The organism is Kribbella sp. NPDC051936 (assembly GCF_040680955.1).
Classification (GTDB): domain Bacteria; phylum Actinomycetota; class Actinomycetes; order Propionibacteriales; family Kribbellaceae; genus Kribbella.
This window is the reverse complement of record NZ_JBFAXS010000013.1, coordinates 24,313-48,730: the sequence shown is the minus strand read 5'-3', so window position 1 is coordinate 48,730 and position 24,418 is coordinate 24,313. Positions and strand designations below refer to the sequence as shown.

The 24,418-nt window shown below is 67.8% G+C and carries 27 protein-coding genes and 1 tRNA gene; 18 read left to right on the top strand and 10 right to left on the bottom strand.

The window, feature by feature from the left end; genetic code table 11:
• Positions 1-25 precede the first annotated feature (25 nt).
• From AB0L64_RS37660 to AB0L64_RS37650, 3 genes are read left to right on the top strand one after another with little or no spacing between them, the layout of a single operon-like run.
• Positions 26-631, top strand: a complete 606-nt coding sequence (locus AB0L64_RS37660; RefSeq protein ID WP_359926666.1) for a septum formation initiator family protein — start codon at positions 26-28, stop codon at positions 629-631.
• Between the two features lie 2 nt (positions 632-633).
• On the top strand, positions 634-1,104 hold the full coding sequence (locus AB0L64_RS37655) for a DUF501 domain-containing protein (protein ID WP_363717761.1): 471 nt from the start codon (positions 634-636) through the stop codon (positions 1,102-1,104).
• Positions 1,097-2,014, top strand: coding sequence for a Ppx/GppA phosphatase family protein (locus tag AB0L64_RS37650; protein ID WP_363717760.1), 918 nt, complete (start codon positions 1,097-1,099; stop codon positions 2,012-2,014). Before AB0L64_RS37655 ends, AB0L64_RS37650 begins: the two co-directional genes overlap by 8 nt.
• Here the strand turns inward: AB0L64_RS37650 and AB0L64_RS37645 are convergent.
• On the bottom strand, positions 2,011-2,580 hold the full coding sequence (locus tag AB0L64_RS37645) for a TetR/AcrR family transcriptional regulator (protein WP_359926658.1): 570 nt from the start codon (positions 2,578-2,580) through the stop codon (positions 2,011-2,013). The two genes, AB0L64_RS37650 and AB0L64_RS37645, sit on opposite strands and share 4 nt — an antisense overlap.
• 129 nt (positions 2,581-2,709) lie before the next feature.
• Between AB0L64_RS37645 and AB0L64_RS37640 the strand changes: the two genes are divergently transcribed.
• The 4 genes from AB0L64_RS37640 to AB0L64_RS37625 all read left to right on the top strand — a co-directional run bounded on the left by AB0L64_RS37640 (position 2,710) and on the right by AB0L64_RS37625 (position 6,554).
• Complete coding sequence (locus AB0L64_RS37640; protein ID WP_363717759.1) at positions 2,710-4,137, top strand: MFS transporter; 1,428 nt, start codon at positions 2,710-2,712, stop codon at positions 4,135-4,137.
• A 76-nt stretch (positions 4,138-4,213) separates the two neighbouring features.
• On the top strand, positions 4,214-5,047 hold the full coding sequence (locus AB0L64_RS37635) for a uracil-DNA glycosylase (protein WP_363717758.1): 834 nt from the start codon (positions 4,214-4,216) through the stop codon (positions 5,045-5,047).
• A 140-nt stretch (positions 5,048-5,187) separates the two neighbouring features.
• On the top strand, positions 5,188-5,859 hold the full coding sequence (locus AB0L64_RS37630; RefSeq protein ID WP_363717757.1) for a hypothetical protein: 672 nt from the start codon (positions 5,188-5,190) through the stop codon (positions 5,857-5,859).
• The gene (locus tag AB0L64_RS37625) at positions 5,856-6,554 is read left to right on the top strand and encodes a DnaJ domain-containing protein (protein ID WP_363717756.1); all 699 of its coding nucleotides are present in this window, start codon (positions 5,856-5,858) and stop codon (positions 6,552-6,554) included. Before AB0L64_RS37630 ends, AB0L64_RS37625 begins: the two co-directional genes overlap by 4 nt.
• 15 nt (positions 6,555-6,569) lie before the next feature.
• Here the strand turns inward: AB0L64_RS37625 and AB0L64_RS37620 are convergent, their stop codons facing one another.
• Both AB0L64_RS37620 and AB0L64_RS37615 read right to left on the bottom strand, forming a co-directional pair.
• A complete protein-coding gene (locus AB0L64_RS37620) occupies positions 6,570-7,022 on the bottom strand; it encodes an SRPBCC family protein (RefSeq protein ID WP_363717755.1) in 453 nt (150 codons plus the stop codon).
• A 108-nt stretch (positions 7,023-7,130) separates the two neighbouring features.
• Positions 7,131-8,315, bottom strand: coding sequence for a DUF1254 domain-containing protein (locus tag AB0L64_RS37615; protein WP_363717754.1), 1,185 nt, complete (start codon positions 8,313-8,315; stop codon positions 7,131-7,133).
• A 565-nt stretch (positions 8,316-8,880) separates the two neighbouring features.
• Here AB0L64_RS37615 and AB0L64_RS37610 point away from each other — a divergent pair.
• From AB0L64_RS37610 to AB0L64_RS37580, 7 genes are all read left to right on the top strand, one after another.
• On the top strand, positions 8,881-9,894 hold the full coding sequence (locus AB0L64_RS37610) for a GNAT family N-acetyltransferase (RefSeq protein ID WP_363717753.1): 1,014 nt from the start codon (positions 8,881-8,883) through the stop codon (positions 9,892-9,894).
• A 168-nt stretch (positions 9,895-10,062) separates the two neighbouring features.
• Positions 10,063-10,392 (top strand): hypothetical protein, encoded by a 330-nt coding sequence (locus AB0L64_RS37605; RefSeq protein ID WP_363717752.1) that lies wholly within the window; start codon positions 10,063-10,065, stop codon positions 10,390-10,392.
• Between the two features lie 204 nt (positions 10,393-10,596).
• Positions 10,597-11,094, top strand: a complete 498-nt coding sequence (locus AB0L64_RS37600) for a hypothetical protein (protein ID WP_363717751.1) — start codon at positions 10,597-10,599, stop codon at positions 11,092-11,094.
• A gap of 928 nt (positions 11,095-12,022) precedes the next feature.
• A complete protein-coding gene (locus tag AB0L64_RS37595; RefSeq protein ID WP_363717750.1) occupies positions 12,023-12,502 on the top strand; it encodes a hypothetical protein in 480 nt (159 codons plus the stop codon).
• 604 nt (positions 12,503-13,106) lie between these two features.
• A complete protein-coding gene (locus AB0L64_RS37590) occupies positions 13,107-14,933 on the top strand; it encodes an IS481 family transposase (protein ID WP_363717749.1) in 1,827 nt (608 codons plus the stop codon).
• A 5-nt stretch (positions 14,934-14,938) separates the two neighbouring features.
• Positions 14,939-15,223, top strand: a complete 285-nt coding sequence (locus tag AB0L64_RS37585; RefSeq protein ID WP_363717748.1) for a hypothetical protein — start codon at positions 14,939-14,941, stop codon at positions 15,221-15,223.
• Between the two features lie 231 nt (positions 15,224-15,454).
• Positions 15,455-16,501, top strand: coding sequence for a hypothetical protein (locus tag AB0L64_RS37580; protein ID WP_363717747.1), 1,047 nt, complete (start codon positions 15,455-15,457; stop codon positions 16,499-16,501).
• 91 nt (positions 16,502-16,592) lie between these two features.
• Here the strand turns inward: AB0L64_RS37580 and AB0L64_RS37575 are convergent, their stop codons facing one another.
• Entirely contained in the window at positions 16,593-17,006 is a 414-nt protein-coding gene (locus tag AB0L64_RS37575; protein ID WP_363717746.1) for a DUF6086 family protein, read from the bottom strand.
• 161 nt (positions 17,007-17,167) lie between these two features.
• Here AB0L64_RS37575 and AB0L64_RS37570 point away from each other — a divergent pair, with 161 nt between their 5' ends.
• Positions 17,168-17,650 (top strand): HIT family protein, encoded by a 483-nt coding sequence (locus AB0L64_RS37570; protein ID WP_363717745.1) that lies wholly within the window; start codon positions 17,168-17,170, stop codon positions 17,648-17,650.
• Positions 17,651-17,703: 53 nt separating this feature from the next.
• On the opposite strand, the gene AB0L64_RS37565 is transcribed toward AB0L64_RS37570, so the two are convergent.
• Positions 17,704-18,195, bottom strand: a complete 492-nt coding sequence (locus AB0L64_RS37565; RefSeq protein ID WP_363717744.1) for a UTRA domain-containing protein — start codon at positions 18,193-18,195, stop codon at positions 17,704-17,706.
• A gap of 49 nt (positions 18,196-18,244) precedes the next feature.
• Between AB0L64_RS37565 and AB0L64_RS37560 the strand changes: the two genes are divergently transcribed.
• The gene (locus tag AB0L64_RS37560) at positions 18,245-19,192 is read left to right on the top strand and encodes a tyrosine-type recombinase/integrase (protein ID WP_363717743.1); all 948 of its coding nucleotides are present in this window, start codon (positions 18,245-18,247) and stop codon (positions 19,190-19,192) included.
• A 97-nt stretch (positions 19,193-19,289) separates the two neighbouring features.
• Here AB0L64_RS37560 and AB0L64_RS37555 read toward each other — a convergent pair.
• The 3 genes from AB0L64_RS37555 to AB0L64_RS37545 form a co-directional block, all read right to left on the bottom strand.
• A tRNA-Leu gene (locus AB0L64_RS37555) sits at positions 19,290-19,372 on the bottom strand.
• 25 nt (positions 19,373-19,397) lie between these two features.
• On the bottom strand, positions 19,398-19,940 hold the full coding sequence (gene def / locus AB0L64_RS37550; RefSeq protein WP_363717742.1) for a peptide deformylase: 543 nt from the start codon (positions 19,938-19,940) through the stop codon (positions 19,398-19,400).
• On the bottom strand, positions 19,937-20,443 hold the full coding sequence (locus AB0L64_RS37545; protein WP_363717741.1) for an ACT domain-containing protein: 507 nt from the start codon (positions 20,441-20,443) through the stop codon (positions 19,937-19,939). Before AB0L64_RS37545 ends, def begins: the two co-directional genes overlap by 4 nt.
• A gap of 104 nt (positions 20,444-20,547) precedes the next feature.
• Here AB0L64_RS37545 and AB0L64_RS37540 point away from each other — a divergent pair, with 104 nt between their 5' ends.
• Positions 20,548-21,660 (top strand): histidine kinase, encoded by a 1,113-nt coding sequence (locus AB0L64_RS37540; protein ID WP_363717740.1) that lies wholly within the window; start codon positions 20,548-20,550, stop codon positions 21,658-21,660.
• Between the two features lie 76 nt (positions 21,661-21,736).
• Positions 21,737-22,396, top strand: coding sequence for a response regulator transcription factor (locus AB0L64_RS37535; RefSeq protein ID WP_363717739.1), 660 nt, complete (start codon positions 21,737-21,739; stop codon positions 22,394-22,396).
• Between the two features lie 30 nt (positions 22,397-22,426).
• Here the strand turns inward: AB0L64_RS37535 and AB0L64_RS37530 are convergent, their stop codons facing one another.
• A complete protein-coding gene (locus tag AB0L64_RS37530) occupies positions 22,427-22,888 on the bottom strand; it encodes a nitroreductase/quinone reductase family protein (RefSeq protein WP_363717738.1) in 462 nt (153 codons plus the stop codon).
• A gap of 156 nt (positions 22,889-23,044) precedes the next feature.
• A complete protein-coding gene (locus tag AB0L64_RS37525) occupies positions 23,045-24,352 on the bottom strand; it encodes an NAD(P)/FAD-dependent oxidoreductase (protein ID WP_363717737.1) in 1,308 nt (435 codons plus the stop codon).
• Positions 24,353-24,418: the final 66 nt, after the last annotated feature.

Sequence of the window (24,418 nt, the reverse complement as noted above, 5' to 3'; positions counted from 1 at the left end):
CGTCTGATTTTTGGGAGGTTCAGCGATGCCGTCCCGTCGGGATTCCGGTGCACGACCCGGCTCGCGTCCGTCGAGCCGGACCCAGTCGCGCCCACCGGCCCGGCGGGGCGACCAGCCCAAACGCCGTACGGCGGGGACGTCGGCCGAGCCGGCCAGGACCCGCGGGTCGCGCAACCTGACCGGGCGCGCGGCCGTCGTACTGCTGGTGCTGGGCGCGTTGATCGTGTCGTACGCGCAGAGCCTGCGGGTCTGGTTCGACCAGCACCAGCAGGTCAGCGCGCTGCAGCAGGAGATCCGGGACCGGGAGAAGCGGGTCGCCGAGCTGAACGACGAGATCTCCCGCTGGGGCGACGACGCCTACGTGAAGGCACAGGCACGGCAACGACTCGGCTGGGTTATGCCCGGCGAGGTCGGGTACCGCGTGATCGGCGCGGACGGTAAGCCGGTCGGTGCCCCACCGGAGCCGTCCGCGCCCTCGGACGGTACGACGGACGCGCAGAAGCCGACCTGGTACACCAAGCTGTGGGGGAGCGTCGAGGGCGCGGGCACGCCGCCGGCGCCGGCCACTCCGGCTCCCGCCAAGCCGACCCCGTCGACGATCCTCACACCGACCCCCGAGGCGACCCGGTGAGCATGTCGGACGAGGAAGCGGTCAGCAAGCAGCTCGGCCGCACCGCCCGCGGGATCCGGTCGATCGCGCATCGCTGCAGTTGCGGCCTGCCCGACGTGGTCGAGACCGAGCCGCGGCTCGGTGACGGTACGCCGTTCCCCACCACGTACTACGTGACGTGCCCGCGGCTCGCGTCCGCGATCGGCACGCTCGAGTCCTCCGGTCTGATGAAGGAGATGACGGACCGGCTGGAGTCCGACGAGGATCTGGCCGCCCGGTACCGCGCGGCCCACGAGTCGTACCTCGCGCACCGCGAGTCGATCGAACACGTCGAGGAGATCGCCGGGATCACCGCCGGCGGCATGCCGAACCGCGTCAAGTGCCTCCACGTCCTGGTAGGCCACTCCCTGGCTGCGGGTCCAGGGGTCAACCCGCTGGGCGACGAGGCCCTCGAATCCCTGGAGGACTGGGGCCGCCGGGGCCCCTGTGTCTGACCCGGGTGTGCGGGTCGCGGCGGTGGACTGCGGGACCAATTCGATCCGGTTGCTGATCGCCGACCTCGTCGACGGTCAACTGGTCGAGGTCGACCGCCGGATGACGATCGTCCGGCTCGGTCAGGGCGTGGACTCGACGGGCGCTTTCGCGCCGGAAGCCCTGGCTCGGGTCTTCAAGGCAGCTGAAGACTTCGCAGCTGTCATCCAGTCCAAGGCCGTCAGCAGGCTGCGCTTCGTCGCCACCTCCGCCGCCCGCGACGTCAGCAACCGGGATGCGTTCGCCGCCGGCATCGAGGAGCGCCTCGGCGTACGACCGGAGATCATCACCGGCACCGAAGAAGCCGAACTGAGCTTCCGCGGCGCCACCACGTCACTCGACCTGCCCGCGCCGTACCTGGTGGCCGACATCGGCGGCGGCTCCACCGAGCTCGTCCTCGGCGACGCGACCGGCGTCATCGCCGCCGAGTCCCTCGACATCGGCTCCGTCCGCCTCACCGAACGCCACGTCACCACCGACCCGACCTCCGAGCCCGAGCTGGCCGCGATCACCCAGGACATCGACACCCTGCTCGCCGGCACCAAGGTCCCATTGGCCGACGCGCGGGCCCTGATCGCCGTCGCAGGTACGGCGACCACTGTCGCCGCGGTCGCCCTGAACCTCCCGGAGTACGACCGCGACGCCGTCCACCACGCCCGCCTCAGCACGACTCAGCTCCGCGACACCACCACGTGGCTCACCACCTCGACCCGAGCGGCCCGGGCAGCCGTCCATTCGATCCACCCCGGCCGGGTCGACGTCATCGGCGCCGGCGCCCTCATCCTGCAACGCCTCGTCGACCGCCTCCCCGTCGACACCCTCACCGTCTCCGAACACGACATCCTCGACGGCGTGGCGCTCTCCCTCGGTTAACGCGCGCGGACGCCGTCCAGGGCGATGGTCAGGACGCGGTCGCGCTGGGCCTGGTCGACGAAGCCGGCGGCGGTCAATCCGCTGACCATGCGGAGCAGGTCGTCGAAGGAGACGTCCTTGCGGGCCTCGCCGGCCTCCTGGGCGCGCTCGAACAGCGGTGCGCCCGCAGCGTACATCGCCTCGCGGGCCGCCTTGAAGCTGTCGGCCTCTCGGTTCAGCGACTCCCAGATCGCGCGTTTCGTCGCGGCGTACCCGACGAAGCGGTGCAGCCAGGTGGTGAGCGCCTCCCACGGCGGGAGGTCGGCGGCCTGCTCGGCCGCGAGGCACAGCTCCTCGATCTCGCCGAAGTAGACCGCGTTCAGCAGGTCCTGACGGGCCGGGAAGTTCCGGTACAGGGTGCCGATCCCGACGCCCGCCTGCCGGGCGATGTCCTCGAGCGACGCGCCGACGCCCTTGCTCGCGAACGCGTCCCGGGCGGCGGCCAGCAGTGCGTCGAAGTTGCGCCGCGCGTCCGCCCGCTGCGGCCGCCGTACGTCGACCTGCAACACAGGCCTGCTCTGCTCCATTCGATCACCTTAGCCAGTTGATAGCGGAGGCAACCCTCCGTTATAGTGGAGGCATACCTCGACTTTACCAGGCCGGGGAGATCTCGCGCCCTCTGTGTGGCGCACACACCCCTTTCGAAGGACTTCTGCATGCCTGTCATCAGGTCTGGAAACCCCCGCGTGACCTTGGCGGTGCTCGCCACGGTCGTCGCCTCGTTCTCGATGTTGCAGTCGCTGGTGAGCCCGGCGCTGCCCGTCATCCAGCACGACCTGCACACCACCCCCGGCACGGTCACCTGGGTCTTCACCGCGCTCCTGCTCTCGGTCTCGGTCGCCACGCCGCTGCTCGGCCGGATCGGCGACATGGCCGGCAAGGAGCGCACGTTGTTCGTCGCACTGATCGCGCTCGCGGTCGGCTGCCTGATCGCCGCGCTCGCGCCGAACGTCGGCGTACTGATCGCCGCCCGGGTCTTCCAGGGCGTCGGCGGCGCCGTCTTCCCGCTGTCGTTCGGGATCATCCGGGACGAGTTCCCGGCCGAGCGGGTGCCGTCGGTGGTCGGCGTGGTGTCCGCGATCATCGCGGCCGGCGGCGGACTGGGGATCGTGCTCGCCGGCCCGATCGTGGAGTGGCTCGGCTGGCGCTGGCTGTTCTGGATCCCGATGGCGGTCGTCGCGGTCTCGACGGTGCTGGTCCGGCGGTACGTGCCGGAGTCCCCGAACCGGGTCCCCGGCCGGATCGACTGGCTCGCGGCCGCGTTCCTGTCCGGCTGGCTGATCGCGCTGCTGCTGCCGTTGAGCACCGGCCGGTCGTGGGGCTGGGGCTCGTGGCGTACGACGGGGCTCTTCGGGCTGGCCGTCGTGCTGTTCGCCGGCTGGATCATGGTCGAGCTGCGCTCGCGGAACCCGCTGATCGACATGCGGATGATGCGCCTCCCGGCGGTCTGGACGACCAATCTCGTGGCGCTGCTGTTCGGGGCGGCGATGTTCGCGGTGTACGCGTTCGTGCCGCAGTTCCTGCAGATCCCCAAGGCGGCCGGTTTCGGCTTCGGCGCGAGCGTGACGCAGGCCGGCCTGCTGATGCTGCCGATGCTGGTGACGATGGCGATCACCGGGTCGATGAGCGGCCCGCTCGCGGCGCGGTTCAGCGCCAAGGCGCAGGTCGTCTCCGGGTCGGCGCTGAGCCTGGTCGCGGCGCTGATGTTCGCCGAGTTCCACGCGGCGCAATGGCAGGTTGCGGTCTCGACGGCCCTGTTCGGCGTCGGGCTCGGCCTCGCCTACGCGGCGATGACCAGCCTGATCGTGCAGAACGTCCCCCGCGAGCAGACCGGCGCGGCCACCGGCATGAACGCCAACATCCGCACCATCGGCGGCTCGATCGGTACGGCGCTGGCCAGCTCCATCATCACCGGCCACATCCAGCCGTCCGGCCTCCCGGCCGAGTCCGGCTTCACCGACACCTTCCTCCTCCTGTCCGCCTTCGCGGCCGCGGCCGTCGTACTCGCCCTGGCCATCCCGAACCACCGCCGAACCCCGGCAGCTCCCGTCACACAACCGTCCACGGAGCAGTTGGCCGCCTGACCCATTCGGGTTGGGGAGGATCCTGTGCCGAATCGGGCGCAAAATCCTCCCCAGCCTGTCCCTTTAGGCTGTTTGGATGAAGCTTCCGCATCCGCTGACAGGGGAGTTGTTCGACAGCCCGGTGCCGCAGGGGGCCGGGTGGCCGGAGGACCCGGCGGTACGGCGTACTCCAGTGGCGCGCGATGCGTCGGAGGTGGTGCGGCTCGCGGAGACCGACGACCTGGCCGAGCTTGAGGCGCGGGTGTCGGTGTGCCGGGCGTGCCCGCGGCTCGTCGAGTGGCGCGAAGACGTTGCGGTCGGCAAGCGGAAGTCGTTCGCGGACCAGCCGTACTGGGGGCGGCCGATCGCGGGCTGGGGTGTCGCCGAGCCGCGGATCCTGATCGTCGGTCTCGCGCCGGCGGCGAACGGCGGGAACCGGACCGGTCGCGTCTTCACCGGCGACCGCTCGGGCGACTGGCTGTTCGCCAGCCTGCATCGCGTCGGCCTTGCCAACCAGCCCACGAGCGAACACGCCGGCGACGGGCTGCACCTCATCGGCACGCGCATGATCGCCGCGGTCCGCTGCGCCCCGCCCGCGAACAAACCCACGCCGGTCGAACGCGACACCTGCGCCCCGTGGTACCGGCGCGAGCTCGAGCTGGTCCTTCCGGGCACCAGGTCGATCGTCTGCCTCGGCAAGTTCGCCTACGACGCCCTGCTCGCCGCACTGGTCGCGCTCGGCGCCGACGTACCACGGCCGCGGCCGAAGTTCGGCCACGCGGTCGAGTACCGGATCCCGACCCCGCAAGGCGAAGTCAGCGTCCTTGGATGCTTCCACCCCAGCCAGCAGAACACGTTCACCGGCAAGCTCACCGAAGAGATGCTCGACAACGTCCTGCTCCGCGCGAAAACCCTCTCAGCTCTCGGCTGACAAGAGTTGACCTGGATACGCGCCGTATTGGAAGCTGCCGACTATGCATGCCGCCCCAGGCCGTTGCCCTCATGACGCGTGACAACCTGCCCGAGCACTCTCGGGGACGCCTGGCCGAGCAGAGACCCGCTGGTGGCGGCGTGGAGCGCGCACCGGCCGCGCCGCGGATGCCTGCCGCGCACGAGGCCGCGCCGCTCGGGTTCGTGCCGAGCCCGGACCGGTACCACTGGTGGGCGGAGATCCACGACGACGTCAAGGCGTACCTCGAGCGCAAGGTAGGACCTTCGATCGAGTGGTGGGCCGACCTGCACGAGCGTGAACGCGACCGGCCGTACGCCGTCGTCTTCGGGCCTCAGGGGCTGGCCGTGACCACGCCGCGCGTCAACGACCAGGGACAGCGGACGCAGAGTGTGCGGATCGACGCGTTCGTGCCGGGGAGTATCAAGCACGCCGTTGTACAGCAACAACCGTCGAGGCCGCGCGGCGGTCTGCGTTCGCTCGTGTCCCGCGGCCGGGACGAGCCCTCGCCGCCTGCGCCGCAGCTCGAGCTCACGCAAGACATGCGCGGCACGCTCGGCAACCTGCCGCTGGAAGCGCAGCAACGGCTGCAGACCCCTTTCCTCGGGTCGCAGGCCATCAAGCACTACCGGTATTACTACTACGGCAACGACGAAGACCTCGACCTGTGGGTCTACCTCGCAGGCGACCGGACCGTAACGTTCGCGTCCGGCCACCGCACCCTGCCCACCGGCGGCGACCCGCATCAGGCGTCCTGGCGCCTGACCTGCTACCAGGCGGACGTCGCTCGATGAGCTCCCGCCGGGACTTCCGGGACCTCGACGGAGCCGACCCCTGGAAGCTGCTGGGCGTAGCCCGCGACGCCGGCCCCGAAGAGATCAAACGCAGCTACCGCCGCCTGTCCCGCAGCCACCACACCGACGTCGGCGGCGATCCCGAGCAGCAGGTCAAGCTGAACCGCGCGTACGAGATCCTCTCCGACCCTGGGCGGCGCGCGGACTACGCCCTCCTTCTGAACCCCAAGCCACCAACCGCGCCGAAGCAGGACCTACGCCGCGAGCCCGACGAACCCGCCGGCGACCCCTTCGAATGGTCCTCCGGCGCGGGCACCAGCTATCGGAGTTCGTACACCCCACCGCGCCGGGACACCTACACGCCACCGCCGCGCCGGGACACCTACACGCCACCGCCGCGCCGGGACACCTACACGCCACCGCCGCGCCAGGACTCGTACACGGCCCCGCCGTACAACGACCCGTTCACCGCCCCGGCGTACCAGCCCCGACGCCCAGGCGTGAGCCGCCAGGCCGTTGCCGCTCTCCTCACGGTCCCGTTCTGCTCCCCGGTCTCCATCTACCTGTCCGTCACCGCCCTCCGCCAGATCCGATGGTCCGGCCAACGCGGCAAATCCCTGGCCTGGCTGGCCCTCCTCCTCAACATCGGTTTGTTCGTCTGGGTGATCATCGGCGGAGTGATCGCCAAGCTCTGACGGCACGCGGTCCCGTCACCCGCTCGCCCGCGCGGCCGTCTCGGTCGCGGCCAGCATGTCGGTGAAGGTTGCCGTCAGCATCTTGTCGATCAACGGGCCGGTGAGCCGCCCGATCGGGCCGCCCCTGGGCACGTAGCGATAGTCGAACGTTGCCAGCGTCCCTTCGGCCTCCGGCTCGAGCGTCAGCGACGACTCGGCCGCCTTGAACGGCACCGACCGACTCGGACGATTCCGGGTAGCGATCCGTCGCCCCTCGTCCCAGGCGGTCACGGTCTCGTCCATGCTGCCCACCGGCTTCAGGTCGACATGCCGCCGGGCACCCACGCCACTGGTCTGCTCACCAATGGCTTGCGTCCCCCGAAGCCCGTCCCAGTGCCGCGCAAGATTCGGAAAGTCGGCCAGAACAGGCCAGACCGAACCCGCGGCCGCCGACATGTGCCTCTGCACCACGATGTGACGTTCCTGCACGACAACCACCCCAACTCACACCCACAAGGAGACCCGCCGCCCCGTCCCCATCGTCACGCCGAACCCCCACCCACGCAATCAGGCGCCCGCCGGGCTTCGACGGCTGGTTCATTCCTGGGCGATTGTCACTGTCGGCGGTGTCCAGGTTCCGTCCTTGACGGCTTGCCGCCCTGCGTAGGCGCGCAGGTAGAGGGAGAACGGGGCCGCGGGTGCCGGGAGCCAGTTGGCTTGCTGGTCGGTGCCCGGGCTTGTCACTCCGGCGTACAGCGTGAGCGACCAGAACCCGTCGACCGGCGGCAATTGACCGGCAGGAAAGGTGATCTGGTACGTGCGGCTGCCATCGAGTGCAGTGCCCTGGAGTCGGTGTCGGTGTAGTAGTACTGGGTCTCGGGCGGCCGGTTGTCGAACATGTTCGACCGGGCGCTCCCGGCCCGGTTGTAGTAGTCCAGTCCCCACTCGGCGTTGTGCAGTGAGCGGTTCCAGCCCCGGCCGGCGGGTTTGCCGGTACTCCCAGCGCAGGAAGTCCTTGATCAGGCCGCGGTCGCATTCGGCCACCGCGTCGTCCATCGCGACCCGAACCGATCGGTCCCGCCGTCCCGCCTCCAGCAGCGCCCGGAGTTGTCCGTACAGCGTTTCCTCACCGGGAAGCGGTGGGGCGGTGTCCAGTACGTCGGGCAGTTGGTCGAAGAACGTCTCGGGCTTGACCCACTTGGTCTCCTTCCCGCTGCTGTTGGCCTCGGCCGGGAAGGAGGGGACGTCGGACCAGTTCTTGGTCTTCATCTCACCGCTGTACCGGGTCAGCGGGTAGACCACGACCTGGTTGATCAGCGGCTGGATGGCCGCGCGGTCGTCGTCGGTGTCGTCCATGAAGACGCGCGGAATCGCGTTCGCCAACGTGGTCGGGCTGCGATGCACCTGGACGATCCCCTCGGGCACGGCGCCGTCCCAACTGGGGCCGACCAGCAGGTAGTGCCCGGGAGGGCTGCCGTACGGTGAACCGACGTGCCCGAACTGGTCGGTGCGGGCATCGTAGAACGCGTAGACGAAGAACCGGTCGCCGAAGTCAGGAACCTGGACAACCACCGGTTGCTCGTCGAGAGCGAAGAACCCCAGGCCGTAGACCACGTCCTGGTTGGGCAGGCGATGAAGGTCTGACCCGGATCGATGTAGTCGTCGAGCATCGCGATCTGCCCGGTCGGCGACGCGGGCAGCACGCCACCGAGCCGACCCGGTTCGGGCGCCGCACCGAGCCGAGCGCGCCGGTTGGCCATGTTCACCATCGGATAGGCCCACACGTACGCCAGCCTGGCCAGCGCTGCGACGTACTCCGGATGCAACCGCGATTCGCCGCTGGCCTGCGCGACGTCGGCTTCTTCCACCACCGGAATCCCCGCTCTACTCGGCCGCTGACGGACAAGCCACACGCGTACCCCAACGTCCGGAGCACGCCGCGCGCCGTCGTTCCGAGCCACCCGACAGGTTCCCTCAGTTGGCCCGGATGAGATCACGCTGCTCGTGTACGAGACGGTCCCGGGTGGTTCGAGAAGCCGCACGTGGTCACCGCGTCCAGCGTGTCGGCGACCCTGCGCAGCAGTGCTGGGACGTCCCCCTCGCCAGCGCCCTTGGGGTTGCTTTGAGAAAAGTGGCGTATGGTCCAGGACTCTGGCTCGGAGGTATTCACGGCGCAATCATGCAATGTAGGAGAGATGAGATCAGCAATCACCGATCGCTGACCACTTCGAGGCCATGGGCGGGGGTCGCCTAGACGGCACGACGCCCATTCCTTTATCTACAAGGGTTTACGGGTGGTTCGCTCCCAAATCCCTCCCACGGCAGTAGACGGCTTAGCCTGGGGGCCGTGCGAATTCCCGGTATCGGTGTTGACGTTCTCCGGCCTGAGGTCGATGAGTTACGGCTTGCGGAATGGAGCGACGTGATGCGTACGGTGGGTGCGATCGAACGCGGGGAGTATGCTCCCGCACCTCCTCAGTCCTCTGAGCGTCTCCGCGAGCAGCTCACCGACCCGAGGACTACTCGGTGGGCTGGTGATCTCGAAGGGACTGTGATCGGTGCCGCGGAGGTTCGTCCCGCAGGCGAGCCGAAGACGGCTTTTACGCGGATCTATGTCCTGCCCACGATGCGCGGCCACGGCGTCGGCCGGGCGCTGCTCACCGAAGTCGTCCGTGACCAGCGGGCTGCGGGCATGGAGATTCTCGCCACTACGGTCCTCGCGGATACACCCGGCGCGAGATATGCCCTCCAGCTCGGCGCCACGGTCGGTGACGAACTCGTCATCAACGTGCTGGATTTCGCGACCCTCGACCGTGCTGCCCTGGAGCGGAGCGTCGCTACTGACCACGACGACTACCACTTGGTCCACTGGTCCGGCCGCGCACCGGACCTCCTGGTTGACTCCTATGCCCTGGCAAAGCGCGCGATCGCCGATGCGCCGAACAACCACCTGCCGCCGGGCGCGGTCGTCGTGTGGGACCGCGACCTCGTACGCCGGAGTGAGCGCGAACGCGCCGACCGCGGGGTCGAGCTGTGGGTCACCGCGGCCGTCGTCGCCGGCACGTCCACGGTGGCGGCATTCACCGCGGTGGAGGTTGGCCGCTCGACCGTCGACGTGGGCCAGGAGGACACGGTCGTTGTGGGTGAGCACCGACGACATGGACTGGCGACCTGGGTGAAGGCCGCGATGGCCCTCCGGCTCGCGGACGAGTTGCCGAACGTACGCCGCCTGTCCAGCACTACCGCTGTCGCCAACACCGGGATGCGAGCCGTCAACGCACGCACAGGGTTCCGCGAACTGACCCGACGACTCCTCGTCACAATCGAGATCGCCGGATTGGCGGACCGGCTCCACCTCTGACTGACCAGGCGCCGGGAAGCGGAGCGGACGCCAGAAACACAGCGGCGCGAGGTGATAGCCGGGCTTTCCGGAGAGTGGTGCACCGGCAGATGGTCGAGCGTTTATGGCGATCGTGCTGTCTTCGGCCCGGCACCCTGTTTGGTAGTCGGCGTATGCCAGGTTTGCTGCGTGATTACCTCTGGTGCGTGGTGGCGTCGCTGGTGGGTGGGATCGGTAACGCCCGACAACGGGACCGAGGCCGGTCTCAACATCGCAAAGCCGTCTGCGTCATGGCGCGCGGCTGGCTCGGCAGAGGCGTTGCAGCCCGGTATTCGCTACGCCGCCTACGGCTGGACCCGTGACGACTCCTGGTTCACCGGGCACGTCGAGTTCACGCTCGAACGTCTGTCGACACTGACTCCCGGGCAGGTCTTCAGCCAAACGTTCGTCGAGGCCAATCAGCGGCACGAAGACGGAGTGGAGCCGTACTCGCAGTTCGCGGCAGAGGCATGCGCCTGACGGACACGCCGTCCGAGGTGATCGACGGAGGCCTGCAGCTCGCCCCGGTAGCCGGCAGTTGGAAGGTAAGGCTTCAAGCCGGGGGAGAGAGCGGCCGGAGTGCTGGCGCGAGGTCTACGTTTGATCTGGCGGAGTTCGGGGCGATCCGTGTGGGCTCGTATTGGTCGCTGCAACCAGCAGTGCTGATCCCAGGGGGGCGATCTGATGGATCCTGAAGGCCTGATCCCGGTGCCGACGCCCGAGGACGAGGCCGCTGGTGCGGTGATGCAGTGGCTGCATGAGAATCCCAGGCCCAATGCCGGCAGCGTTCGCATTCTCGAAGATCGCAAGACCGTCGTTGTGTATTGGAAAGGTGATCCGCCGGCTGAGTTGCAGGAATTCGTGGCCGGTCAGCAAGTGCCGGTGACCATCCGCAAGGCCGCCTACAGCAGGGCCGAACTGGTGGCGGCCTCGAGAGAGCTGATGGTTGCCAATCGAGGTGTCGTGAGCTCGGCGGGACCGAACGATGACTTCTCCGGGGTCGGGATCACCCTCAGCTCCAAGGCGCCACCGGCCGCGCTGGCGGCGGTGAGGGCGCAAAGTGCGGTGCCGATAGAGTTCCGCGGGGTTCGGGACATCAGTTCGGGGCCGCGCAAACGTCCGCCCAGCAAACCACGCGCCGATCCGAGGTCGCCAGGAGAAGGCAGCGACAACCAGGGTTGACGGTTACCTCTCAAGGCGCGGGCAGGCGGTGAGGAGCGGAGCGACGAAGTAACCGCCGGGTAGGACGCGTGGGTCAAGCTGTGCCCGGGACGGGATTCGAACCCGTATGCCTGTGAGGGCCGCGAGGTTTAAGTTCGACCTTGGCCAGTGCTGGGACGTCCGTTGCAGTTCGCCGGAGCCACGTCCGCGACCGGATGGCCTATCGCGATTCCCCGTGAACTCCGGCGAACTGCAACCGCTGGTGCAACCACACTGGCATGCTTGCTGCCGGCAGTCCGCTGTTCACGTCTCGGACGGTCCGTTACTGTCCGATCGTGAAGACAGCTCTGCGCATACCCGGTCTCGCATGCCTCGCTGTGGCCACCGTGTGGATACTGCTAGGGCTCTGGGCGTCAGGATGGAACCTCCGCGGCGCGTGGCGCTCCGTGCAGGTCATGTTCGATGGACCCAAGAAGGATCTTCCGCCAGGTGCATTCGACATGGCCAAGCCCCTCTACCTCGTGGCCATCGGAGTCTCGCTCCTGTTGTGGGCTTCCTGAGCAGATCCGAGTCGTGGACCTCATCCATGCCATGGGCGGGGGTCGCATTGATGGCCTACGCGGAACAACGCTCATTCCCTTACCTACAAGGCGTTTTCGCCTTCCTGGTTGTTGCGAGTTGGACCCGCGTCAAGACCGTTGTTACGGGTGGTTCGCTCCCAAAATCCTCCCACGGCCGTAGGCCTGATCCACAGGGCCGGCCAACTGGCGTCGTCTCCCGCTGTTGCAGGTTCCGGCTATTTCCCGGAAACGAACCAATCCCTGCTCGCGGTAATCTCCCCGGCATGACGACGATGCCCATCCCCGCGCCAAGTGCCGGGAGACGTCGGCTGCCAGTGTGGGCGGTTGTGCCGCCATGGGGGCTGGTGGTGTTGTGTGAGGTGGTTCCGGTGCCGCCGTTCGGGGGGTTCACCCTCGTGTTCCAGGCAGGTCAACTCGCCTGCTGGCTGGTTGCGGTGGTGATGACTGTGTACATCGTCCGAGCGCGGGCCACGAAGATCGTGGTCGGCATGGTTCTTGCCCTGGTCGCGGTGTGGTTCACGAACTGGTCGCTGCTCGAGCCGTCGAGTTACCTGCGCCTGCATCGGGTGCAGTTCGACTACGTCGCCGCGCACCCGCCTCCGCTGGGGACGGACGACCTGTTCGACTCCGGTGAGAACCTGCCGTGGTGGGCCCACGACCTGTCGATCACCGGGAGAGCGGCCGGGACGTCGGCTGGGAGTGTCTACCTCGAACAGAACCAGAGCGTCCTTGGTGGATCCATCGGTTACGTGCACAGCGTCTCGCCGGCGGAGACTTTCATCGTGGCCGACGAGACGTTCGGACTCGATCAGTGTCTGCACCTGACCGACGACTGGTACTGGTGCTGATTCTCGGGACTAGCCTGAGGCAGCTTGACGGTTACGTGTCAAAGGCGCGGGCAGTCCTCCCGCATCGCCCCGATAGCTGCCGACCTTAGGTGCGGTGCGGTGCGGGTCAAGGGTCGGAGATCCCGCAGGGACGCCGTAGGCGCCCTTGACGCGTGCTGTGCCGGGCCGTCCCTTCCATGATTGCTAGCGGGGCGATGCGGGAACCACCGGCAGACGGGTGCATGGATCAGCCGGGGCGGCGGGTAGCCGGCCGGTTCGGCCGGCAACAAAGGCGACAGGGTGTCGAGCGTTGATGGCGAGTTGTGCTGTCTTCGTCCCGGCACCCTGTTGGCACGTGCGCGCCAAGCCAAGGGACGCGCCCAGAGCGCAGCGAAGCGGAGTGGCGGGCAGGCGTCCCGACCTGTGGTGGCGGCGCGCTTTCGGGCCCCTGGAGGGCCCGTCTTGAAGACGTAGAGAAACTTGTCAGGCAACGGGACCACAGTCTCATGTCCTGTCTCGGCTGATGCTTGACATTCGTGTCTCGGTTGATGGTTGACGGTGGCCGCGTTCGGTCAGTCTGAGTCTCGACGTTTCCGTGGGGCGTCGTTGACTCAGGAGGCCGGGATTGGCGCTGGTTGCGTTGTCGGTTGTCGAGCAGCGGTTGGACGCGGTGCGGGCTGTGCTGGCGGGTGCGCGGGTGACGGAGGTGGCGGCATCGGTCGGGGTGTCGCGGCAGACGGTGCATTCGTGGGTGGCTCGGTATCTGGTCGAGGGTGTGGCGGGGTTGGCGGATCGGTCGCATCGGCCGGTGTCTTGTCCGCATCAGGCGCCGGCCGAGGTTGAGGTTCGGGTGGCGGAGATGCGTCGGGCGCATCCGCGGTGGGGTGCGAAGCGGATCCGGCTGGAGTTGCTGCGGAACCCGCCAGAGGGCATGGTGGTGCCGTCGCGCGCGACGATCAACCGGATCCTTGCCCGGCGAGGCCTAGTGATCGCGCGGCCGCGCAAACGCAGCCGGGACTCGTATCGGCGGTGGGAACGGCCCGCTCCGATGCAGCTGTGGCAGATGGACATCGTCGGTGGGGTGATGATCGTCAACCCGGCCACCGGTGAGCTCCGGGAGGCCAAGGTGGTCACCGGCGTGGACGATCATTCCCGGTTCTGTGTGATCGCGGCGGTGGTGGAACGGGCGACCGGTCGGGCGGTGTGTCTGGCGTTCGCCCAGGCCCTGCAGCGGTTTGGTGTCCCGGAGGAGGTGCTGACCGATAACGGCAAGCAGTTCACCGGCCGGTTCAGCAAGGGCGGCGAGGTGTTGTTCGACAAGATCTGCCGGAAGAACGCGATCACGCACCGGCTGACCCAGCCGGCGTCACCGAATCAGAACGGCAAGGTGGAGCGGTTCCACCTGACGCTGCGCCGCGAACTGCTCGACGACCACGAACCGTTCGTATCGGTGGAGGCGGCGCAGGCCGCGGTGGACGGGTTCGTTGCCCAATACAACGCCGACCGGCCGCACCAGGCCCTCCACAACGAGTTGCCGATGATGCCAGCCGACAAGTTCCGCCCGGTGTCAGCAGACCAGCGGGAGTTGCTGGAGTTGTGGCTGCCGCCGCACCTCACGCCAGCCACCGAGGCCAGCGATCACAGAGCCGCCGATGACGGCGTCGAGGTGCTGCCGGTCAGGCAGTCGTGGGCCGGTGGCCCGATCGAGTTCGACCGGGTGATACCGCCAAGCGGGAACCTGCAGGTCGCCGGGAAGCAGTTCTGGCTCGGCCCGCAGCGGGCCGGGCAGACGCTACGGTTCTGGGTCGACGTGAACCTGATCCACCTGCTGATCGCCGGCGCCAGGATCAAGACGGTCCGCTCACATCTGACCGTGAACGACCTCGCGCGACTGGTCGCCGACGGCGCGACAAACGCCGGACCGTCACCGCTGCCGCAGATCGAGGGCAGCGACGCGATCGAGGTGGAACGGATCGTGTCCCGCGGCGGCACCGTGTCCCTGGCCGGGCAGGTGCTGGTGGCCGCGGAGATCCTCGGTGGCCGCCGGGTCGGGATCCGCCTCGAACCCACCACGGTGATGTTCTACGATCTGCAAACCCGCGAACTGCTCCGCGTCCGGCCGAACCCGCTGACCATGGACCAGGCCCGCAGGCTTCGCGGCAGCCGACCCGCCGGGCCACCACCCCGCCCATCCACCGAACCGGTCCGGGTGCAGCGCCGCGCCTCCAACTCCGGCGTCATCATGGTCTGCGGCCAGAGGATCTCCCTCGGCCGCGCCCACCGCCACCAAACGCTCACGATCTGGGTCTCGGAGACCACGCTGGCCATCGAACTCGACGACGAAGAAGCCCGTGTCGTGCGCCGCACCACCACTCTGCCGGTCCGCAACATCAAGGCCGACCGTCCACCGGCGGGTGGGCACGCCAAGAGCGCGGCGGATCAGGCAGGCTGACTGTCGTGACCAATCAATGGCAGACCGGCCGACCGGCCAACGCGGGCGATCTCCTCGACCAGGTGCACGATCACCGCGACCTCGCACGCGTGCTGGAAGCCATGCGAGCCGACCTCCTCGATCATCCACACGAATGGGAGAACCACACCCTCGAGCGCTACCTCGACGCGCTGGCCGCCATCATTGGCAGCCTCGACAGCCTCCTCGCCAACCGCGGCGAGAACCTACCCGAACAGCCCACGTGGGCACTGATCGCCGAACTCCTCGTCGCCGCCTCCGGCTACGAATGACAAACATCGACCACGCGAGCTCTAACATCAACACCGACCGCCCCGGACGGTCTCTCAGTTTCCTAGGCCACCCGTCAAGCATCAGCTGAGACAGAAACGTCAAGGATCAACTGAGTCACGACAGGGACCACAGTCTCATGTCCTCCGTCGGGTGATGTGCGACAGCCGTCCGCCAGGTGATCTGCGACAGTGTGAAGGCGCGGATCGCGGCAGATCCGTGCGTCGCCTGGCATGATCGACCAGTCGTGCGAACCGCGCTACGGCGGGCTGGGCGGAGGGTTGATGGATCAGATGCGGGAGGCGCCTGGCGAGTCCGGGCCTGCTGAGAGGGCTCGGTTGCAGTCTGCGCGTGGGCTTCGGGCTGAGCTGGATTATCTGCTGCCGCAGGGTTCGGCTGAGATGGGTCCCCGGGTGGTGGAGTGGTTCACCGCGGCGTTGGAGCGGCTGGCAGGTGAGTTTGTGGCCGCGCTGCCAGCGGAGGGTTTGCCATCGGCGGTGTTGCGGGATCCTGCGGGCGGCCCATTCGGCGCGGAGGGGTCAGCGTGGTGTTCGTTGTGGTTGATCGGTCAGCACGAGCGGCGGCTGTCCAAATCGTTGCGAGCGTGGTCGCCGAAGAACTGGGAGCGGTTCTTGGGCCAGGCTGCCGATGTGTCGGTGGAGATGTCTGCCAAGTTCTCGACATTGAATCGATTCGGTCACGCCGGTGAGCCGAGTCTGTCCGTGTCGGCGTACCGTCCCCGTCGGCGCGAGGCGCGACAGTGGCTGCGGCTGGACGCCAGCTATGTGGTGGGGAGTCTGGATGAGACGTCGCCGATTCCCGACGAGGTGGCCGGCCGGTGGCGGGACTTCATCGTGAGCCAGGCGCTGCAATCGCCACTACCTGTGTTCGGGTTCGTCGCCGACGATGCCTTTGATGCCGGAGCCACCCGCACACCGCTCGAGGTGAGGACCCAACGGTTTCCCACACAGACGCTGCGAATCACGGACTCAGAGGTTCGCGGCTATTCGTGGATCACCGTCGTGTCACCCGGCATCGTCGACCGGCTCGACGGCGTGGAGACTCTTCGAGCATCAGGGGCGTTCAGCGATGTCACGCCGCTGCCCGCAGGAGGCGCGGTATTGCAGGCCACACCACGGCTGTCGCTCTACGAAGGGGACGCGGTACGCCGCGTCTTTGTTGCCTTAGGCCCGGTGTTGCCTGACAAAGCCCCGTGGCCCGATGAGTTCGCTCTGTTCAAGCTGATCTACGAAGCGCCGCGACACCGGCATTCCACGTAGGACGGTGTGAGCGGGTCGCATACGCGGCACGCTCGTCCTGATCTCGGCAGATCCGTGCTTCACGGACAGCGGCATGAGAGTGCGTTGCTGCCTAGTGCGGCATGGAGTGCAGCATGGCATGCGCCCGCTGGCGCAGTTCGTCCCCAGTTTCAACTGAGAGTGCCGGGGCGCTGCCAGTCTGGACGTCGCGTCGCCGGGCGTCGATGCGGGAGGGCCGGACCTCGGCACCAGCCCGCTCGGCAAGGGCAAGGACCGTGATGACGAACCCGTCCGTCAATGCGTGCAGAACCTGGTGATTCGAGGCACTGCAGTAGGTGAGGAGTGCCTGAGCGAACGTGCTGAACTGGTCGATCTCGACTTGGCACTCGTCGGCCTCCATCGGGCCAATGCCGGACGCCAACGACAGTTCATCCTCGAACAGGCGCACCTGACCGAGAAACACTCGGGAGACGCCCGACGACGGGTTCCACAGCACGGTGTCCCCAGCCTGGTAGTACTGGCTCATCCGACCCCTTCCCTCACCGGATGAGGATAGGCGCATCGCCAGGGCCGACCGCTCATCCGGCATCGCCGCGCTTCACTATCGGCGGCATGAGTATGAACTCGAGCTCTTCCTTGAGGAACCACAGGCGGGATGGCAACATGCCCCGTGTCAGACTCCCTCGCGTGCGTCCCATCTCCCACGAGCCTGCGGGCTACTCGTGTCCGTTTTGCCGGCTGCAGCGCGACGAGTTCAACGATCGAAATCAACCAACCGATGTCATCGCCGTCACTGATCGCGCCTACGCGCGGATCGCGCCCAAGTGGTGGCCGGGCAACCCTGGTGCGGCCTTAGTGGTACCTCGTGGCCACATCGAGAACCTGTACACGATGCCGCCTGATGATGGTCACGCCGTGTGGGACCTCACCCAACGTGTCGCCGTGGCTATGCGCGACGCCTACGGGTGTGACGGGACTTCGACTCGCCAGCACAACGAGCCCGCAGGCAACCAGGACGTCTGGCACCTGCACGTCCATGTATTCCCCCGCTACACCGATGACCGGCTGTACCAGCGTCACGATCACGCCCGCTGGATCGGAGTGTCCGAACGTGCTGACTTCGCGCACCAACTACGGTCCGCGCTGGCCATGCCCGTCACGTTCGGCTAGTGCGCGCACATCGGCATGTCCGTGCGTTCACATCGGCCGACCAGGTGGCACTGTCAGGCCTTCAGTTCGACAGGAATGTCGTAGGTGAGCTCGTAGCGATCACCGGGGAAGATGATGTCGCAGGTCTCAACGGGCTTGTCACCGACGAAATGGGTTCGTTCGATCACCAGCACGTATGTGCCGCGCGCCGGTAGGTCGAGACGCTTCACCTCGTCGCGGGTTGCCGCACGAGCCGTGACCTTCTCCACGACGTGGTCAACCGCTTGCCCGATTGTGTCCATTCGAGCGATGACCCCGATCGCTGGTCCTTCCTCTGGATTCTCAATCGGGGTGCCACCGGTGATTGACAGCGGCTCCCATGATTGGGAGACCTGGATTGGCCGTCTGTCTGCGAAGAATCGATACGTTGTCTGGTTGATGGGTTCGCCTGGCTTGATGTCCAGCCGGCGAGCGACTTCCGGCGTTGCCTTGACCTTGATGGTCTCAGCTTCCCAGTCGCCTCTTTGGCCGGCGGTCGCGGCGTCGCGCTCGAAGGGTGAGTTCACCCTCGAACGTGTCCTTGAGTAGCGACCACGACTGTCACGCTTGATTCGCTTGCGGACAGAGACGATCGTGCCGCTTCCTTTTGGCCGGCACCGCCTCGACCGCCTGAAGCCGGAACACCTTGACGCGCTCTACATTGAGATCGTTGATGCTGGGTTGGCGAGCAAGTCCGTTCTGATGGTTCACCAGCAGATCAGTCGATGTCTCAAAATGGCGGTACGCCGGAAGCTCATTGGTGTGAACGTCGCGACGCTCATTGATGCGCCGAAGCACCGTGACGCTGAGATCGAAGCGTTCGCGCAGGAGGAAGCTAGGACGATCCTTCAGCAGTCCGCATCGATGCGGAACGGTGCACGCTGGTCAGTCGCGTTCGCACTCGGATATCGGCAGTCCGAGGCGCTCGGCATGCGCTGGAAGTACCTCGACCTGGAGAAGCGGCGTATTCAGGTATGGCAGCTGAAACGGAAGCGGTTCTCGCATGGCTGCAGTGATGCACGCCAGTGCGTGAAAGATCGGCACACGAAGAAATGCAACGCCGGATGCGTCAAGCACGCCCGGTACTGCCCCGAACGGCAGGGCGGTCAATGGGAGTTCCGGCCGCCGAAGGGCGGCAAGACCCGGTGGAGCTCGATACCCGAGCCGTTGATTCCTCAGCTGCGCGCTCAGAAGGCTGCTCAGTCGGCGGAACGGCTGGCGGCGGGGGAGCTGTGGGAAGACTGGGACTTGGTCTTTGCCGGACCGACTGGCCGGCCAATCAATCCGCGGCGCGATTGGGCAGAGTTCAAGAGCATGCTCCAGGCGGCGGGTCTGCGGGATGCGCGTCCTCATGATGCACGGCACACCGCGGCTACCTTGCTTCTGGAGCAGGGCGTCGACATCCGAGTCGTGCAGGAGATTCTCGGACACTCGACTCTGGCGGTGACGAAGCGCTGCACGCACGTGACGAGCAAGCTGGCGGATGACGCGGCGGCCAAGATCGGAAAGGCTCTGTGGGCGTGATCGTGAGAGCAACTGCAACCGCTGGTGCAACCATCGCGCGGGCAGTGAAGCTGCAACTTATATTACTGGTCGCCTATTTATGCAGGTCAGATCAAGGTGCCCGGGACGGGATTCGAACCCGTATGCCTGTTAGGGCCGCGAGGTTTAAGCTCGCTGCGTCTGCCGTTCCGCCACCCGGGCTAGAGGCTCGGGATGAGAGTACTCGTTACTGGTAGACCTTTCGGGGGTACACGGCGTGGGCGCCGGCTACCCGGTCGAGGAAGAGTTTGCCGTTGCAGTGGTCGATCTCGTGCTGGAGGGCGCGGGCCTCGAAGGCGTCGGTGGTGATGGTGAGCTGTTCCGTCGTACCGGGGAGGACGCCGGTGACGGTGAGCCGGGTGGCGCGTTTGACGTCGCCGGTGAAGTCGGGGACGGACATGCAGCCTTCGCGGGCCTTCTCGTTGCGGGAGGCTTCGACGACGACGGCGTTGCACAGGACGAAGACGCCATGGCAGGTGCGGGTCTTCGGGTGATCGGTGACGTCGAGCGAAAACATCTGCGCCGCTACGCCGACCTGCGGCGCGGCCAGGCCGACGCAGCCGGGGGAGACCCGCATGGTCGCGACGAGGTCCGCGGCGAGCTGGATCATCTCCGGATCGAGCGGGTCGACGAGAGCGCCTTCCGTCGCCAGCACCGGGTGCGGCGCCCGGACGACCTCCAGAATGTTGCCCTGCACGTCCAGCCGGGCAGGTGACCAGTCAGTGATCACAGTTCGTCGCTCTCGGCCGGGCGCAGCGTGACGCCGACCCCGAGCTCCTCGGCGGTGATCTCGAGCGCCCGGTTCAGCATCTCCAGCTCGGCGGTCGGCGGCAGCTCGACCTCGGCGGTCAGCACGTACAGGCCACCGCTCAACCGGGTCGTCAGGTCGGTGATCGTGCCGCCGGCGGACGCGATCATCCGGGTCACGGCCGCCACGATCCCGGGCCGGTCGGCGCCGTGCACGCTCAGCATGTACGGCGCGCCGATCGGCGCGTGTTCGTTCTCGGGGCCTATCGTCCGGACCGTGATGACCAGCTCGCCGCGCAGCGGCTCGAGCGCCGCCTCCACCTCGTCGTACGGGCCGGCGCAGACGATCATCATCGCGAAGTGTCCGCGCAGCAGCGTCATCGTGGAGTCCTCGAGGTTGACGCCGGTACCGGCGAGGGCCTCGGTGACGTCGGCGATGATCCCCGGGCGGTCCGGGCCGATGACGGTGACTGCGAGCTGACTCATGCCCGGCAACCTACCGTCGACCTAAGTACCGAACCGCACCGACTTCGGTATCCGGACAACCGCAAACGCGCCGGAGATCGCTTACCCACCGCTACATTCATGCCATGAGCGAGCCGCGTCGTACCGCCCGTAACTGGGTCGTGGACAGCGTGTCGTTCGTGCTGGCGGTCCTGATCGCGCTGCTTGCCTACAGCGAGGGTGAGTCCGACCCGGTGTCGCGGACGCTGCTCGCGGTCGACTTCTGGTCGGGGATGGTGCTGTGCCTCGCCTTATGGTTCCGGCGCCGTTGGACGGTCCCGCTGGCGCTTCTCGCGGCTGCGGTCTCGGTGTACTCCGACGCCGCGGCCGGGCCGGTGCTGGTGCTGACCATGACGGTCGCCGTCCACAAGCCGTGGCAGACCTCGATCTGGGTCTTCGCGGTCAACTGCGCGGCCACGCTCAGCTACCTCCAGGTGCGGCACAAGGACGACTGGAAGACGCAGCTCATCATCGGCATCACCTTGTACGCCGCCATGGCCGGCTGGGGCTTCTACATCCGGTCGCGGCGACAGCTCCTGCAGACGCTGCGCGACCGCGCCGATCGGGCGGAGACCGTGGCGACGCTGCAGGCCGAGCAGGCGCAGCTCCGGGCCCGCGAGGAGATCGCCCGCGAGATGCACGACGTACTCGGCCATCGGCTGTCACTGCTAAGCGTCCATGCCGGCGCACTGGCGTACCGTCCGGACGCGTCCACCGAGGAGGTCGCCGGCGCGGCCGAGATCATCCGGGCGAGCGCGCACCAGGCGTTGCAGGACCTCCGGGAGGTGATCGGCGTACTGCGGGCCCCTGTCGGCGAGCTGCCGCAGCCCGCGTTCGCAGATCTGCCCGCGCTGGTGGAGGGCTCCCGGGCGGCGGGTATTCCGGTCGAGTTGACGCTCGATGCGCCCGGTGCGCTGCCGGAACACGTCGGGCGTACGGCGTACCGGATCGTGCAGGAAGGTCTCACCAACGCGGTCAAGCACGCGCCGGGCGAACCCGTGACGATCAGCGTGACCGGTGCCCCGGGCAACGGATTGTCCGTCGAGCTGCGCAACCCGGCGCCGAACCGCCGGCGCGGCGACGGCCAGGGACTGAAGGGATTGAGCGAACGCGCCGCCCTGGTCGAGGGCCGCGTCGAACACGGCCGCACCCCCGAAGGCGACTTCCGCCTCCTCGCCTGGCTACCGTGGCCCCCGTGAGCGAGCGAAGCGAGGTCAGCATCAAGCACAGCCCATCTTGTGCCTCATCCGCGCCCGCAGCGAAGCGAGGACGTGGATGAGTATTCGGGTGCTGATCGTCGACGACGATCCGTTGTTGCGGGCCGGGCTGAAGTTGATGCTGGGCGGCGCCGAGGACCTCCGGGTGGTCGGTGAGGCCGGTGACGGGTCCGGCGTGCAGGGGCTGATCGACCGGCTCGCGCCGGACGTGGTCCTGATGGACATCCGGATGCCCGGCACCGACGGCCTGACCGCGACCGAGACGGTACGGCGGCGCCCGGGCGCGCCCGAGGTCGTCATCCTCACCACCTTCGACGCCGACGAGCACGTACTGCGGGCCCTCCGGGCCGGCGCCGCCGGGTTCATCCTGAAGGACACCCCGCCCGCGGAGATCGTCGAGTCGGTACGCCGGATCGCGGCCGGCCAGCCTGTTCTCTCACCGGCGGTCACGAAACGCCTGATCACCCGCGTCGCCGACGCCGGCCAGGACGACCGCAAGGCCAGGGCCGCCGCCCGGCTCGCGGACCTGAACGACCGCGAACGCGAGATCGCCGTCGCCGTCGGCGAGGGCAAGTCGAACGCCGAGATCAGCGCGACGCTCTACCTGAGCGTGCCCACCGTGAAGACCCACGTCTCCCGCATCCTTACCAAACTCGACCTGAACAACCGCGTCCAGATCGCCCTCCTGGTCCACGACGCCGGTCTGCTGCACGACTAGCGTGGCTGCACGACGAGCGCGGCCGCACGACTAGCGCCGTTCGAGCACGACCACGGCTGTCGGCCTGGGGCGCCGGGCGGCGTACGCATCGAGGTTCTTGTCGATCTCCTGCCAGCGGGCCCACAACCGGTCCCGCTCCTCGCCCTGCGCGGCGCGGCCGCGCACCGACCGCGTCCCGTCCGCGACCACGACCTCGGCGTCCGGGTGCGCCTGCAGGTTCAGCCACCAGGCGGGCTCCGGTTCTTCCCAGCCGTTCATCGCCATCGTGACCAGGTTCGGCCCGTCCTCGAAGTACCCGAGGATCACACTGCGCGGCTGCCCGGTGCGCCGGCCGGGAACGGTCAGGCGCAGCGTGCCGTAGTGCTCGCGGTCCTTCGGCAGCGACAGGCCGAGCCGGCCACCGCTCGCGTTGTAGATGCCGCGATGGATCTTCCAGGCGGCGAACTTCACCCACCGCGGCGGCAACCAGGCCGACCGGTCCGCACTCGCCATGTCCCCCTCCAGACACTCGCGTCTGCTGCTGCAGGCGAGACCACAATGCCCCCGGCAGCCCGCCGGCGGCATCAGGTCTTGTCCCCACTCGTCCCTGAGACGGCAGGAGAAGGCCGGGCCTCCGGCGAGTTGGAGGCCCGGCCGATCAGGTGATGGTTACGACTGCGTTGCCCTGCGGAACTCCTCGTTGGGAGTCTGCAGGCTGCCGAGGCTGGTGACCTCGCGGCGGAAGAACAGCGCCAGGGTCCAGTCGAGGATGACGCGGGCCTTCCGGTTCAGGGTAGGCACGCGGGACACGTGGTACGTCCGGTGCAGGAACCACGCCAGCCAGCCCTTGACCTTCACGCCGTACAGCTGCGCGACGCCCTTGTGCAGGCCGAGACTCGCGACCGAGCCGACGTACTTGTGCTTGTAGTCCACCGGCGGCTGCCCGTCGATCACCCGGAGGATGTTCGCGGCGAGCTGGCGCGCCTGGCGGACCGCGTGCTGGGCGTTCGGGGCGGTGAACGCACCGGTATCGCTGGTCAGGTCGGGGACAGCGGCGTTGTCACCGGCGGTCCAGGCGTCGTCGACACCCTCGATCCGCAGGTTCGCCAGCGTCTTGATCCGGCCCTTCTCGTCCAGCGGGAAGTCCGTGTTGGCGAGCGCCGGGTTCGCCTTCACGCCGGCGGTCCAGACGATCGTGTCGGCGTCGAACTCCTCGCCGTCACTGAGGATCACGTGGCCCTTCTCGCAGGACTCCAGCCGGGTCTCCAGCCGAATGTCCATGTTGCGCTTACGGAGCTGGTCCACGGTGTACTTGCCGAGGTCCTCACCCACTTCGGGCAGGATCCGGCCGGTGGCCTCGACCAGCACCCAGCGCATGTCCTCGGGCTTGATGTTGTCGTAGTAGCGGGTGGCGTAGCGGGCCATGTCCTCGAGCTCGGCGAACGCCTCCACACCGGCGTACCCGCCGCCGATGAAGACGAAGGTGAGCGCGGACTTGCGCAGCGCCGGGTCGGGCTGCGACGAGGCGACGTCGAGCCGGTCCAGCACCTTGTTGCGCAGCGCGATGGCCTCTTCGACGTTCTTGAACCCGGTGGCCTCCTCGGCCAGCCCCGGGATCGGCAGCGTCCGGGCGATCGAGCCGAGCGCGACCACGATCTGGTCGTAGGCGAGCTCGTACTCCGGGCCCTCCTCGGGCAGCACCTTGGCGACCTTGTGCGCGTGATCGATGCCGGTCACGCGACCGGTCACCACCCGGCAGCCCTTGAGGGTCTTGCGCAGCGGCACCACGACGTGCCGCGGCTCCACCGAGCCGGCCGCGGCCTCCGGCAGGAACGGCTGGTACGTCATGACCGAGCGCGGGTCGACGACGGTCACCCGGATCCGGCCCTTGCGAGCGGCGCGGCGCAGACCGTACGCGGTGTACATCCCGACGTAACCGCCTCCGACGACGAGGATGTGCGGCACCTGGGCTGTCATGCGGTTCACTCTCCCTGAGTGGTTCTCCGACTTCATGTTCACTTCAACGCTAAACGCTCGTGAAAG

What these genes read in the sequence shown, in the direction of transcription:
- AB0L64_RS37660 (WP_359926666.1), top strand. Translation starts at nt 26, where the DNA reads ATGCCGTCCCGTCGGGATTCCGGTGCACGACCCGGCTCGCGTCCGTCG.
- AB0L64_RS37655 (WP_363717761.1), top strand. Translation starts at nt 634, where the DNA reads ATGTCGGACGAGGAAGCGGTCAGCAAGCAGCTCGGCCGCACCGCCCGC.
- AB0L64_RS37645 (WP_359926658.1), bottom strand. Translation starts at nt 2,580, where the DNA reads ATGGAGCAGAGCAGGCCTGTGTTGCAGGTCGACGTACGGCGGCCGCAG.
- AB0L64_RS37640 (WP_363717759.1), top strand. Translation starts at nt 2,710, where the DNA reads ATGCCTGTCATCAGGTCTGGAAACCCCCGCGTGACCTTGGCGGTGCTC.
- AB0L64_RS37635 (WP_363717758.1), top strand. Translation starts at nt 4,214, where the DNA reads ATGAAGCTTCCGCATCCGCTGACAGGGGAGTTGTTCGACAGCCCGGTG.
- AB0L64_RS37625 (WP_363717756.1), top strand. Translation starts at nt 5,856, where the DNA reads ATGAGCTCCCGCCGGGACTTCCGGGACCTCGACGGAGCCGACCCCTGG.
- AB0L64_RS37600 (WP_363717751.1), top strand. Translation starts at nt 10,597, where the DNA reads ATGGATCCTGAAGGCCTGATCCCGGTGCCGACGCCCGAGGACGAGGCC.
- AB0L64_RS37580 (WP_363717747.1), top strand. Translation starts at nt 15,455, where the DNA reads ATGATCGACCAGTCGTGCGAACCGCGCTACGGCGGGCTGGGCGGAGGG.
- AB0L64_RS37575 (WP_363717746.1), bottom strand. Translation starts at nt 17,006, where the DNA reads ATGAGCCAGTACTACCAGGCTGGGGACACCGTGCTGTGGAACCCGTCG.
- AB0L64_RS37545 (WP_363717741.1), bottom strand. Translation starts at nt 20,443, where the DNA reads ATGAGTCAGCTCGCAGTCACCGTCATCGGCCCGGACCGCCCGGGGATC.
- AB0L64_RS37540 (WP_363717740.1), top strand. Translation starts at nt 20,548, where the DNA reads ATGAGCGAGCCGCGTCGTACCGCCCGTAACTGGGTCGTGGACAGCGTG.
- AB0L64_RS37535 (WP_363717739.1), top strand. Translation starts at nt 21,737, where the DNA reads ATGAGTATTCGGGTGCTGATCGTCGACGACGATCCGTTGTTGCGGGCC.
- AB0L64_RS37530 (WP_363717738.1), bottom strand. Translation starts at nt 22,888, where the DNA reads ATGGCGAGTGCGGACCGGTCGGCCTGGTTGCCGCCGCGGTGGGTGAAG.
- AB0L64_RS37525 (WP_363717737.1), bottom strand. Translation starts at nt 24,352, where the DNA reads ATGACAGCCCAGGTGCCGCACATCCTCGTCGTCGGAGGCGGTTACGTC.